At 39.4% G+C, this 13,238-nt stretch carries 9 protein-coding genes and 1 pseudogene; 3 read left to right on the top strand and 7 right to left on the bottom strand.

The genetic code is table 11. The features are described 5' to 3' along the window. Nucleotides 1-22 precede the first annotated feature (22 nt). The 6 genes from ESZ36_RS06990 to ESZ36_RS06965 all read right to left on the bottom strand — a co-directional run bounded on the left by ESZ36_RS06990 (nucleotide 23) and on the right by ESZ36_RS06965 (nucleotide 8,261). Nucleotides 23-559, bottom strand: a complete 537-nt coding sequence (locus ESZ36_RS06990) for a cytochrome b (protein WP_146785523.1) — start codon at nucleotides 557-559, stop codon at nucleotides 23-25. 88 nt (nucleotides 560-647) lie between these two features. Then, complete coding sequence (locus ESZ36_RS06985) at nucleotides 648-1,904, bottom strand: sensor histidine kinase (RefSeq protein ID WP_146785520.1); 1,257 nt, start codon at nucleotides 1,902-1,904, stop codon at nucleotides 648-650. Nucleotides 1,905-1,920: 16 nt separating this feature from the next. Beyond that, entirely contained in the window at nucleotides 1,921-2,598 is a 678-nt protein-coding gene (locus ESZ36_RS06980; protein ID WP_146785517.1) for a response regulator transcription factor, read from the bottom strand. Then, nucleotides 2,588-5,749 (bottom strand): efflux RND transporter permease subunit, encoded by a 3,162-nt coding sequence (locus ESZ36_RS06975; protein ID WP_146785514.1) that lies wholly within the window; start codon nucleotides 5,747-5,749, stop codon nucleotides 2,588-2,590. The genes ESZ36_RS06980 and ESZ36_RS06975 overlap by 11 nt, the downstream gene beginning before the upstream one ends. Beyond that, nucleotides 5,749-6,912, bottom strand: coding sequence for an efflux RND transporter periplasmic adaptor subunit (locus ESZ36_RS06970; RefSeq protein ID WP_146785511.1), 1,164 nt, complete (start codon nucleotides 6,910-6,912; stop codon nucleotides 5,749-5,751). Before ESZ36_RS06970 ends, ESZ36_RS06975 begins: the two co-directional genes overlap by 1 nt. A gap of 2 nt (nucleotides 6,913-6,914) precedes the next feature. Beyond that, nucleotides 6,915-8,261, bottom strand: coding sequence for a TolC family protein (locus ESZ36_RS06965; RefSeq protein ID WP_146785508.1), 1,347 nt, complete (start codon nucleotides 8,259-8,261; stop codon nucleotides 6,915-6,917). 176 nt (nucleotides 8,262-8,437) lie between these two features. Between ESZ36_RS06965 and ESZ36_RS22835 the strand changes: the two are divergent. The 3 genes and pseudogenes from ESZ36_RS22835 to ESZ36_RS06950 all read left to right on the top strand — a co-directional run bounded on the left by ESZ36_RS22835 (nucleotide 8,438) and on the right by ESZ36_RS06950 (nucleotide 11,974). Then, nucleotides 8,438-8,664, top strand: a pseudogene (locus tag ESZ36_RS22835) (hypothetical protein). Between the two features lie 329 nt (nucleotides 8,665-8,993). Beyond that, on the top strand, nucleotides 8,994-10,544 hold the full coding sequence (locus ESZ36_RS06955; protein WP_146785505.1) for a DEAD/DEAH box helicase: 1,551 nt from the start codon (nucleotides 8,994-8,996) through the stop codon (nucleotides 10,542-10,544). A 278-nt stretch (nucleotides 10,545-10,822) separates the two neighbouring features. Then, nucleotides 10,823-11,974 (top strand): PQQ-dependent sugar dehydrogenase, encoded by a 1,152-nt coding sequence (locus ESZ36_RS06950; RefSeq protein WP_146785502.1) that lies wholly within the window; start codon nucleotides 10,823-10,825, stop codon nucleotides 11,972-11,974. Between the two features lie 2 nt (nucleotides 11,975-11,976). Here the strand turns inward: ESZ36_RS06950 and ESZ36_RS06945 are convergent, their stop codons facing one another. After that, a complete protein-coding gene (locus ESZ36_RS06945; protein WP_146786142.1) occupies nucleotides 11,977-13,059 on the bottom strand; it encodes an endonuclease/exonuclease/phosphatase family protein in 1,083 nt (360 codons plus the stop codon). Nucleotides 13,060-13,238: the final 179 nt, after the last annotated feature.

The following is a 13,238-nucleotide window of genomic DNA, read 5'->3' as shown; positions in this document are numbered from 1 at the left end:
GCTTTTCAGACGGGTAATATGCTTATTTAAAAGAAAACATCCTTGTTATTGTTTTATCTTTGTCGAAGATGTGATGTTTGAGCGCACCTGCAACATGAATGATTATTAATAAAATTAAAACGGGAACTAATGTTTCATGCAGGTTATGACCAATCGACGCTATTGTCTCATTTAGTGCAATGGTTTTTCCTGAAATGTCATCATGATTCGAAGCAAGTAATTCTAGACCAAAAACATAAATTCCATGACCACCACCACCAGACATCATCATGCCTGAAGCTGGGTATAATACTGTTAATGTAATCAAGCCCCAATGCACCAATTTAGCCATGGCCAATTGTATTTTGGAAGCATTACCAATAGCTTTAGGCCAACCTTCTCTTATCCTAGTAAAAACCCTAAACACGGCAAAAAGAAAAACGATGACACCGATTGATTTATGGATAGGGTATAAAGAAAAAGTTTCAGTTTCTGACATATAAATACCTATTATCAATAGAAATATCATACTGAAAGAAATAGTTATGTGTAAGATTTTTGTACGTTTTGATAGTTGCATTATTTATCCTAGATTTCTAAATTGAAACTAGGATAACAATGCTAGGGTTAAGCTGAGGTTAAATAGTTTTTACTAACTAACTAACTAACTAACTAAATGAAATAGAAACTTGGTAGCCTTGATTATCTTGAGTGATCGCATAATGCCAGCCAAATTGGCTGGTAAGCTTTTCAACCAACTGCATGCCTAAGCCGAAACCTAATTCTTCATGAATATTGTTCACGTCATTTTGCTCTGATTCGACATTAATTATAATAACCTCAGCACCTCGCTGTTTGATTTTTACCGTACCCTGTTGAGTATGCTGAAAAGCATTACGAATAAGATTATTTATCACAATAACAGCGGGAGTTACCGCTAAATGGACTTCAACATCATCTACATCGACGTTAACCGATACCGATTTTCCAGCGAGTAAATAAGCCATCTCAGATTGTGTGTTTTTAATTACATCCCCTAAGTGAACATTGTCTATTACTAAGTCAGCATCTCCTTCTCGGCTCAACCAAAGTAATGTTTCCGTCATCGATTTCATGGTTAAACTTGCCCGTTGCATGCGGTCTCGAATAATCCGTTCTTTTTCTGATGGCGCGGGATTGACCTTTTCCAGCAAAGCAGAATTGCTCCTCATAATCGCAATGGGTGTGCGTAGTTCATGGCTGGCATAACTTAAGAATGCTTGTTCACGTTCGACAGAATCGGCAACTGAAGCGAGGTTATCATGGATTAATGTAGCTAACCCATTCAGTTCTTTGAACCTAAAGTCTGGACGCTCTTTATCTAATTCGCTCAGCTTTAATTGCTTTGCCCATTGTTGTAGTGACTCCATAGGCAGAGCGACTTTCTTAAATATGTAGAGAAGCACTATGATAAAAATGGCGATACCTGACAAACCAGCTAGAACAATCATCACCATGGGGTCAATGAAAAAACCATCATCATGGTCGTCTTCCATTTCTTGATGAATATCTTCATTAAAACGCGAAACAAATACTTGTTTTCCATCACGATTCAACACCAATAAGGAGTATATTTTTTTCGGTGGTGAAATATAATTCCAATCAACAAATTTAGAATGAAGTTGTTCCGTTTCAGTGGGAATCTCAGGAAACTGATCTCGTACAGTTTTCGGCACTTTATTCCAGTCAGTAGTGACATGATATTCAAGAATACTTTGCGATACCCTCCCTGGTTCAGGGTATGCTCTGCCAACTTGTAACATCAAGTCTTCAATGACAATATCAAATGAACCGATGAACAAACGCGCACTTTGATAGGACAATATCACTGCAATGAGCAGTACCAAACTGGTTAGTAAAGCAAAAATATAGGTGCGAATACTCATCTAAAACTACCTGTTATTATGATGTTTTTTTTCGTAATACGAAGCCAAATCCGGCTTTGGTATCAATGGACAAACTTGCATTTACTTTATCGAGTTGCTTCCGTAAGTGATGAATGTGTACCTTCAAGCTATTACTATCGGGTTGATCTTCCCCCCAAATAGCCTGCATAAGTAACTCTCGTGTTACTGGCTTAGAGGCTTCACGCATCAATTTTTCTAACAGCTTAAACGTTATTGGTGTCAATTTAACGGGTTCACCAGCATAAGTTGCGGTACAGGCTTTTAATTGCAGTATCAAATCACCAACATTTAGCGTACTCGCTTGACCACTACGCCGCTTTGATAACGAAATAATCCGCACTAGTAACTCTTCTATTTCAAAGGGTTTAACCAGATAATCATCAGTACCCGCATCAAAACCAGCCACTTTATCCTTTAATGAGTCACGGGCAGTCAGCATTAATATGGGGGTATCGTCACTGCTTGCTCGTACTTTCTGACAAACAGATAAACCATCTAACCGTGGTAAATTAAGATCTAATAAAATCACCTGATAATGATTCGCTTCAATCAGTGATAGACCTTGTACACCATTAGCCGCATGATCGCAGCTAATACCTTCAATCTCTAAATAATCGACCACGGTAGAGGCAAGATCTATATCATCTTCAACCAATAACACATTAATGCTCATGTATTAATTCCTCTTGTTGTTCACCACGAAGTTTGTTTTTTAACGTATTCATAAGGTTTATCGCATCTTGTTGCATCATTAACAATGATGGCACAAGTAGCAAGGTGATAAAGGTTGCAAATAAAATACCATAACCTAATGAAGCCGCTGCCGGAATAATAAACTGTGCCTGCGCAGACGTTTCACTTAATAAGGGCATCAAGCCTGCATAGGTGGTGACTGACGTTAATAATACCGCACGTAATCTTCCCGTACAGGCATTAACAATAGCGTCATGAATTTTCATTTTTTGTTCTTTTAGATGATTAAAACGTGACACCAATAATAAACTATCGTTAACCACAACCCCACTTAATGCAACGATACCATTAAATGACAAAATACTTAGCGTCATATCGTTGAGCCAATGGCCTAAAATAGCGCCAACCAAACCGAACGGAATTGCCATCATAATAATCACAGGTTGTACGTATGAGCGCAAAGGGATTGCCAGTAAAATATAAATTGCAGCCATCGCCATAATAAATAAACGGCTCATTGAATTTGTTGTTTCGGCTTGCTCTTCCGCTTCGCCGGCAAAGTGTATATCTAGGTCTGGGTATTTATTTTTTAATTTTGGAATTAACGACTTTTGTAATTCAACGACTAATTCATTTGATGAGATCACATCTTTATCAACTCTTGCACTGACATAAACCGCCGGTAAACCAGAAATGCGTGTAATGTCATTTTGTTGATACTCAGAGCTGACATTAGCCACTAACGCCAGCGGTACCACTTGGCCATCATTCAACCTGACATTCGCTTTCATTACATCATCAATGGTTTGACGTTCACTTTCTGGGTAACGAATTCTCACTTTAACTTCGTCTTTTCCTCGTTGATAGCGTTGCACAATTTCGCCCCCAAAAGCCTGTAATACTTGTCGCGAAAGTCCTTGTGTTGTTAGACCCAAAGCAAGTCCTTGCTCATTTAGCGCAAAACGTAATTGTGCTTGGCCTGAGTCAAAATTATCATCAACACCACTAACTCCCGACACTTGCGCAATAGCCGCTTTTATTTCCTGACCAGCAGCGCGTATGGTTTCGGTATTCCATGCTTTTAACTCAACCTTAAAGTTATCACCACCACCAAAACCAGAGCGAATATCCAGTTTTCGCACACCTTCAGGTATCTGTGACTTTAGTTTCCAAATACGAGCAAATTCATTTAAACCATAAGGAGCGGATTCATCTAATTCAACAACAATGGATCCTGATAAATCACTTTCGCCAATCACCTCAATAGTGTCAATGGCACTTCCTTGTTGGCCATGTTCAGCCATAAGTTGTTGATCAGCCTGTTTAGCCGCGCGCTCTATTGTGGTTAAGTTTTTATTCGTTTGACCAAAGCTGGCATCATTTTGCATGGTCATATTCGCTTCAATGACACTGCCTGGAATATCAGGGAAAAATGCAACACGCACACCACCGTTAGTCGGCATGCCAACAACCAAAATAAAGATAGCGATAAAGCCAAACAAAACACCGTAGCGGTAATTCACCGCCCAAGTAATCGCTGGTTGATAAACTCGCTCGCTAAACCACTGTAAGCCATCATCTGCACCTTCTTGAATACGAGGCCAGATATTTCTCCAACCAGATTTGGCTTTTCTGTGAGTATCTAAATGGGCTAAATGCGAGGGTAATATTAGTTTTGATTCTACTAATGACAATAATAAACAGATAGTGACGACCACGGCAAACTGTGAATATACTTGCCCCATACCGCCTTCTACATTCGCTAAAGCAATAAAGGTTGCCACCGTAGTTAATACACCAAAAATGGTTGGTACCGCGACTTTTTGTGTGCCGATTATGGTACTTTTTATTGAATCACCTTGCTCTTTTCGCGTGGTATAAATACTTTCTCCCACTACAACGGCATCATCAACAACAATACCCAGCGCAAGAATAAAGCCAAAAGTGGTCATTTCATTAATCGTCATGCCCGTGAAACTGTCGGTCATAAAAAATAAGGTACCGCAAAAAATAAACGGTAAGCCCGCAGTCACCCAAAAGGCAACGCGAAGGTTTAAAAATACAGCTAAAACTATAAATACTAAAGCAATACCCGATAAAGCATTTTTTACTAATAATGCTAAACGGTCACGAATTAATGTGCCGCCGTCATTCCAGGTTTCCATGACAACATTTTGTGGTAATAAAGCACTTTCTTGCCATTTACTGACGATATTATTCGCTTGCTCAACAATTTTTAATACATCGCCATTGTCATCAACTTTAATTTCAACACCAATACCGGGTTGACCGTTATAGCGACCCACGACAAAAACATCATCGGCAAAATCGTCATTAATTTTTGCCACATCACCTAAATAAATTTGGCTGCCATCTTCTAAAGTCACTAATGGGATATTAGCGAACTCTTGCTGCTGATAGGCTTGCTCGGCAACTTTTAGTCGCACCACTTTATCGGCATTACGTAAACTGGTTGAAATAGCCGTTGCAGACTCACTATTTACCACATCAGCTACGTCAGAAAATGACAAATTATAAGCTTGCAGCTTTTGTTCATCGAGTTCGATGGACATCATCGGCTGTGCTTTACCATTAATAACTACATTGGATATTGAAGGCTGCGCCAGCAAATCTACTTTTAAGCGTTCTGCAATGGCTTGTAGCCCGCTGCGATCACTATCACCAAATATTTTGATTGAATAAGCATGTTCAAGTGCTGTCATTTTTTCTATTACTGGCTTCTCTGCCGCTGCGGGGAAGTTATATATAGCATCAACTTTTGCTTTAACATCACGTAATAAAATATCAAGGTCATAACTTGATAACGCTTCAACCGTTACGCTACTACCACCAGCATTTGATGTTGAAGTAACACGTTTAATGCCTTGTACTGTAGCTAGCGCTTCCTCGATTTTTATTGCAATACCTTCTTCTGAAAGCTGTGCATCACCGCTGTCATAGGTCATAGAAATACTGATAGAGTCAGTTGCCCACGGCGGAAAAGCTTCTTTACGTAACTGATTAAACGACATTAAGCCGAGAAATATGATCGACAGCATTAATAGGTTTGCTGCAACCGAATTATTCGCAAACCACGCAATAATACCTTTTTGATGATGAGCAGGTGTCATTACAGTAACTCCTCTGTTTTAGCGGCAACTTTCATATTGACTAAATAACTCGATAATGGGCGATTAACAATTTTTGCTTGCTGTAATGGTTCGATAGGTTGCACATAAACTGCATTATTTTCCGAAAACATAACTTTAATAGGCAGATACATCAGTAAACTTTCATCATTCACCTGCCAGACAGTATTGTTATCAATTAAAGCCGAGGCTGGTAGCTTCCATAATTGCGTGATTATTTGGCCTTTAATCGTTGCTTTGACAAATGATCCAGGGAATAAAGGATTGGCGAGTGCAATAGGTTGTTCAACCACGGCGACAAGTGAACGCTGACGACTTTTTGCATCAAGATGCTGTTCAAAGCGGTCAACCTTAGCAAGCCAATTTTCGCGACTTGTTTCATTTGCTAGCTGTACTTCTATCCCTGCTAATTGCTCAACAGTATTTTTAGCTTTTGGCAAAAGTTGCCATTGCTGTGCAGATAATGGCAATGAGACTTCAAAAAGTGATACATCATACAGGTCTGCTAAGGTTGTGCCTGTTTGCACATTACTGCCCACTTGCACTTGTTTGGATACTATCAAGGCGTCAAAGGGGGCAATGAGTTTAGTTTGAGCTAAATCGTATTGCGCTTTCTCAACTTCTTTCTTCGCCATAGTGTATTTCGCTTTAGCGGCAACTAATTGTGGTTTACGTAATACAAGATCAGAAGCTTGTTCATTCGCTAAGCCTGACTGTTGCCATTCTTGTGCAGCTTGATTACTGTTTAGCTCTTCTTGTGCCAGTGCTAATTGTGCATCAGCTAAATTAGCTTGCGCATTGGCTAAAGCTTGTTGATAAACAATGGGTTCAATTTCAGCTAACAGTTCACCTTGTTTAAAGGTATTTCCCGTAAGAAACTTCGCTGATAAGTAGGTGATTTGGCCACTGACCTGTGAGGTTAATGCCAGTTGATTTCTCGATTTCACTTCACCATAGGCAGTAACAGATGCTTGATGCGATATCGGCATAACCTCAGACACAGAAACTACCGGATATTGCGGCACAACTTGCGGAGGAAGCGTTTGTTGTTGATTGGCTGATAGCGCGCCATTAATGGCGATAGCTAAAACGACACTTGATATGCCAGCAATAGTGGCAAGTGATTTTTTATTGATAATTGACATATTTATACTCCTAACCCCAGCGCAAGACCTAACGTAATACGATTATTTAATCGCTCATAGGTCAGCTGTGTTACTTGTGCTTGTAAAGTAAATGTTTGTTGTTGAATTTGTAATAAATCTAGTAGGGATACTGTGCCTTGGCGATATCGTGAGGTATAGGTGACTTCACTACGCTCGGCACTCTCTAATGCCAATTTTGTTAAGGTTAAACGCTCTGTTATCGCCTCATCTTGTGCAAGCGCGTTACCCACTTCATTGACAGCAGATAAGAGCTCTTCTTGAAAAGCCCAATAGCTTTGTTCGGCTGAAAGCTTGGCTATTTCTGCTTCACTGTTTAATTTACCTGCATTGAAAATGGGGGCTGATAACTGGCCAAGCAATTCCCATGCACTACTGCCGAATAAAGCATCATGCAGATTATTGTCATTATTAGTGAGTGAACCAGACAAGGATAAGCTGGGTAATAATGCTTTATAAGCAACCTTATGCAGATACTGACTTGAGAGTATATTTTGATAAGCTTGCTGTAGATCAGGACGACGACCAATATTACTGGCATCAATCTCATGTAAAGGGATGACAATATTTCGAAAAGTGGTTTGATAACTTAGCTGATTTTTAGCTAAACCCGTGAGTAATGAAAGGTTTCTCAATGCTTCTTGATATTGTGTTTGATAATCGACTAAATTAGCTTGGCTACTACGTGTAGTCGACTTCGCCGTATCGAGTTCATTTAATAATATTAGACCTTTACGATAACGATCAATGATGACCTTGCCATTTTTTTTATAGGTTGAAACTCGTTTATCTTCAATATTTGTTAACTGTGTAAGCCGAACCAAGTTTAAATAAGATTGCATGACCTTGGCTACCAATAAATCTTTAGCACCTTGATAGGCATAAACACTTGCAGAAAAATTAGCTTCTTGCGCTTGATCCGCATTCGCTAGTTGCTGCCAAATATCTGCAGTCCACGCAACATCTAGGCTACCACTATAGGAAGCCGAGCTATTTTCTTTATTACTCGCATTAAGCCCTGCAGACATGCTCGGCCATAGGGCTGATGAGGTTACGGTTACTTGTTGTTCAGCCTTTTTCAAGGTGAGTAATGTTTGCTGCAAGCTTGGATTATTGATTAATGCATCCTCGATAAGCACATCAACTTCTTTGATTGATAATAGATTGGTTAGCGGCATAGCAGCAGGTTCATTGCTAAAATCTATTTTGGTATTGGCCAGATTATCTAACTGATTGTTAGCTTGTTTATCAAAAGTAACGTCTTCAAAGGTAGAACATGCACTGATGAGAAAAGCACTAATCACTGAAAGAAATAACGGAAAAAGCTTCACTGTTAAACTCAAATTATATAAATGTGATTTAAATGTAACAAAGCTTGGGTTAAGTAAGGGTTAAGAGGTAGGCTCATTCATACAAAGATACATTGTGATTATTTGAACGTTAGGGTCTGTTGAACTTTCGCGGTTAAATTTTGTTCGAGATAAAAGCGTTTTAATCGCGGCGAGTAGTGTGTAGCCTAGTCACTCTAAGCAAATACTACTCAACAATGAGTAAGACACTTTTAGCCGAATCCTTCAGACAGTGTTTGTTGGTCATTTTTCGGCGTTATCGCCTTTTTATTTGGAACAACCACATGACAAAGGCTTTGCCTTGTATAAATACCCAACAAATCGCTGCAAAAAAAATCTCGAAAGATCAACAGACCCTAACCTTAACTCACTTATTGTTGGCTAAACCTTCCTAATTCTTGCTCAATCCTGCATTTTGAGCTGACTTAGATATATAATAACGCTCCTTTTTGGGGGCGAAAACAAGTAAAAAACTCAACTATAGCAGTCCACTATCTATGATCTTGATCTTGATCTGCAGTTAAATACTTCTTTAGTCACGCTCAATTCTGCATCTTGCAGTAGTTTAGGTATATAATGATGCCCCCTCTTGAAAAGACTTCTGTTAAATCAGGTATGAATCTCATTGAATAAGGGGAGCGTTATGAATAATGTAGACGTAGCACTTACTGGATTTACCAGACAAACATTAGAAATAAGCCCGAGTAGTATGGCATGAAGGTATTAGAAAAAGATTATCAGATTAACAGCGTCCGTAAGGCTATTGACGCTGGAGCTAACTCCATTATTGCATTACCTACGGGGGGCGGTAAGAGTATCTGTATACTTAAATTGTGCCAAGCAATGCCGGACAAGAAAGTCGTCATTAGTTTACGTAATGCGGCATTGGTTCCTCAATTATTGCACACCCTCACCATTAATGGCTTGTCTGTTAGTGTCGTTAAATCAGGCTATAAGTATATAGCTGGCGGTGATGTTACTTTGGTAATGGAGCAGTCATTTGGCAGAAGAAAACACCTAAACATACAGTGCGATGTGCTTTTACGTGATGAATATCATGTAGGGTGTATGGGCGGCGTTTATATCGCTATGCGTGAAGAGCTATCTCCTGACTTGATTATAGGCCTCACTGCCACGCCCATTGATAGATTAGGCGTTTATATTGATAAGTCGATGCAATTGATTGAAGAAACGACCACTAAGATGCTAATTGACGCGGGTGAATTAGCTAAGCCTGTTTACAAAGTGCCTAGCCTATCTCAAGAGATAGATTATAGCGCAGTCAAAATGTATCGAGGTGACTTTAGTGTCTCTGGTTTAGATAATATATTACTGGAACATTGTTCTTTAGTGGCACAACAAACTGTTGACGACGCACTATCTCATGGTCGTAAAGTTATGCTTTTTGCTAACTCTATCAATCACGTAGAATCACTGTCTGAGGCTTTTGATTTATTGGGTGTTGAGCATGAGCGTGTTCACTCTCAGCGTTCCTCTGATGAAAATGATGAAAGCATTCGAAGATATAAGTCAAACGACGTTAGGCTAATTATCAATATGTCGATGCTAACGATTGGCTTTGATGATCCCACGACTGATTGCGTTGTTTTAGCACGACCGACCAAGATATTAAGATTGTATTTGCAGATTATCGGCCGTTGTTTACGAGCGTCAAAGGGCAAGACTAGTGCGTTAATACTCGATTTAGCGCAATGTATTTCTACTCATGGTTTTGCTGAGGATTGTAGAGACTTTACGCGAAAAACCTCGAAATCTGCAGCGATAATGGCTGAACGATTGAGCGTAACTAACATAGGTCAGTTTGTTGATGGCGAGTTCACCTATAATGAGTCAATCGAGCGTAAAGTTGTTAAGAAAAGAGCACCTGTTATTCGCAGAAAACCTCGAGACGGGTTAGTTGCTAGCAAGGAACTCGTTGATAGAGCAGCAAGTAATAGAGCAGCTGCGTTACTCCGGTTAAATCCTCGAATGGAAAAACTGGTCAGTACTATCGAATTGGTTAATATCGTTTATGAGCAGCAAGACGAAAATAGTAAGATGCTTGATGAAGTCGCTATGGTTAAGTTAGTTGCCCTGATAGGGTTCGCCTATAGTGATGCATTAGTTGATAGCTGTACTGCATTAGTTGAAGGGTTACATGCTCAAAACCAATCTATTAGAGGTTTACCGCTTAGAGTTAGCAACTTGATAACCACCATTGCTATGCAAGATATCGCGGTTAAAGAAGTAGTAACCAAGTCTTAAAATATATAGCTGAATAAAATAAAGGCTACTCATAAGTTGATTCACACAAAAGGCATTTAATCCTATGGGTATAATGCCTTTTGTGTGCAGGCTTGCGCTTCGACACTAGGTGAGCCAGAGTAAAAGTTAGTTAAAGATCCATCACACTAGTAATTCAACAAAAACTCGTCCGCAGAAAAAGCAGAAGTTAATCCGTTGACATTACTTGTAACAAATTTCGCTTTAAATTACTGCTAAATTGATTATGATGAAATATCGACTCATAATGATTAACCGCCATGCCATTGTTACGTAATATAAAGTTAGCCCGAAAAACTTTATCCATAATAGCCTGTTGTACACTTGTGCCTTTTTTTGCAAATAGCGATGAAACTTTGCCGGCCAGCCTTAGTCAATTTAATGAAAATATCACTGCTCAATTGCATCTTGCTGATGCCGGTATACCTTGGGGAATGGCGTGGTTACCTAATGGTGATTTGTTAATTACCCTGCGTGATGGCGAATTAAAAAGGTTAAAGAAAGGTAAATCTATCGCAGACACAATTTCTGGCGTGCCAGAGGTAGTCGTTGGCGGTCAAGGAGGGTTACTTGATATCGCTATGCATCCGGACTATGCCAGTAATGGTTGGATATACTTTTCTTACGCCAAGGCAGACGACAAAGGTAATAAAAGTACGGCCATCATGCGCGCTAAGCTCAATGGCATGATGCTAACAGAACAAGAAGATATATATGTCGCTCAAGCTTATGGTCGAAAAGGTGTTCATTTTGGTAGTCGATTAGCTTTTGATAACCAAGGGTATTTGTATTTCTCTATTGGTGATAGAGGCCAAAGAGATGTTAACCCACAAGATATTACTCGCGACGCAGGTAAGGTTTATCGATTACATGATGATGGCCGTATACCTGATGACAATCCTTTTGTTAACGATGATAAAGCTAAAAAAGCCATCTATTCGTATGGACACCGTAATCCACAAGGTATGATTAAACACCCTATAACTGGCTATATCTGGAGCCATGAACATGGCCCGCGTGGTGGTGATGAAGTCAACCTTATTGGCAAAGGTAATAACTACGGTTGGCCAACAATTAGTTATGGCATTAACTACTCGGGTACTGAGATTACCGACTTAACCAAAAAGAAAGGCATGGAGCAACCGTTATGGTATTGGGATCCTTCTATAGCACCTTCAGGTATGGTCTTTGTAACCAGTGAAAAATACCCTTATTGGCAAGGAAATATACTTGTTGGCTCATTAAAGTTTGGTCAGATCGTTATGTTAACTTTAGAGGGGAATAAGGTTGTTAAGGCTGACGTTATTAAAGATGAACTGACTAGAGTGCGCAACATTAAACAGGGGCCAGATGGTTATGTTTATGTTGCGGTTGATGGAGAGGGCATTTATAGGTTAATAGCTGAAGAGTAATCTTAAGATCTTAACGTTAATGTCACCAACGCAATGCCATGATCTGTACTTTCGCCATCACGCTCGAAAATAGGATTAATTAAGTGTCGATCGTAAGTATCGTACGCGCTGACTTGATAAAGACTGTCGTGGTAACTGGCATCAAATTCACAAGATAATAAAATGTAATCGAGTACCGAGCTACCAGCACCAAAATAATGGGTTGGGGTACGCACCACTTTTTCTTCTCGTTTACTTATATCAGATATATCAGATATATCAGTTGCATCTTCACTATCTATTTCATTCACATCATCAGCTTTATTCGCTTCATTTTTCTCATTAGTAACTGCTGTTTGAAATAAATCCCAAGCATCATTTAAACAATACTTAGCAAGATAAGCATCACGGTCAATATGCGATACAAAACGTAAAGTGTTTGTTAGTAAATGACTCAACACACCATCCGCTAAGGTATTATTAAAATCACCCATTAATACCATAGGGTTGCCTGTAGCCTCGCGTCGCTCAATCATATCAATCATTAACAACGTCGCTTCACTGCCACGTTGTATGGTTGAACCCCAACCACCAGCCACGTTTGCTTTTAGGCTTTCAATAATCGTTTGTTCTGGCGACCAATGGTTATTTTTCTCATCGATTTCAATCATCGAACGCTTAGATTTAAAGTGCACAACATAACAATCACAATTGCCCATATGAGGTAGGTCAACCGTCGCTCTTATGACTTTACGGCTAAAAGAAAAATCTTTGGTTAACCCTAATGTTTGCGCAAGTTCAGTGTTTGGTTCTACCGCAGTCGCCTCAACAATAGGATAACGAGAGGCAATGGCTACCACAGGACTTCGATAAATAAAGTCATCAATGACATCCGGTTGATCAACCACTTCAAAATAGCTATAACCCTGCTCGGCAACTAACGCTTTTAATGAATCGGCACTAAAAACTTCTTGAAAACCAATAATGTCAGGCTGAAATTCACGTAAATACTCAGCAACCCATTTCTGTTTTTTTGCCCACTGTTCAGCACTATAAATACGCTCAAACTCATAAAAAGCATTTGGCGGCTCAAGGTAATTAAACAAGTTGAAAGTAGCAATTTTAAGTTGCGTATTTGCCACAGATACTGATACGTAAGGTGATTTCTGATTTAGGTCTTTGTTATCGCTATGGATGATGATGTTAACTCTTCTAAGTGATGAGAGATAATTGTACCTCATCGTTAAGTAAAATTATCAAATTAAAACTATTAATAGTAGAACAG

This window comes from Colwellia demingiae, assembly GCF_007954275.1.
Lineage (GTDB): Bacteria > Pseudomonadota > Gammaproteobacteria > Enterobacterales > Alteromonadaceae > Colwellia > Colwellia demingiae.
This window is presented reverse-complemented; position numbering and strand designations above follow the sequence as displayed.

Coding starts and splice junctions, on each gene's coding strand:
- ESZ36_RS06985 (WP_146785520.1), bottom strand. CDS start 1,904: ATGAGTATTCGCACCTATATTTTTGCTTTACTAACCAGTTTGGTACTG.
- ESZ36_RS06990 (WP_146785523.1), bottom strand. CDS start 559: ATGCAACTATCAAAACGTACAAAAATCTTACACATAACTATTTCTTTC.
- ESZ36_RS06955 (WP_146785505.1), top strand. CDS start 8,994: ATGAAGGTATTAGAAAAAGATTATCAGATTAACAGCGTCCGTAAGGCT.
- ESZ36_RS06970 (WP_146785511.1), bottom strand. CDS start 6,912: ATGTCAATTATCAATAAAAAATCACTTGCCACTATTGCTGGCATATCA.
- ESZ36_RS06975 (WP_146785514.1), bottom strand. CDS start 5,749: ATGACACCTGCTCATCATCAAAAAGGTATTATTGCGTGGTTTGCGAAT.
- ESZ36_RS06950 (WP_146785502.1), top strand. CDS start 10,823: ATGCCATTGTTACGTAATATAAAGTTAGCCCGAAAAACTTTATCCATA.
- ESZ36_RS06980 (WP_146785517.1), bottom strand. CDS start 2,598: ATGAGCATTAATGTGTTATTGGTTGAAGATGATATAGATCTTGCCTCT.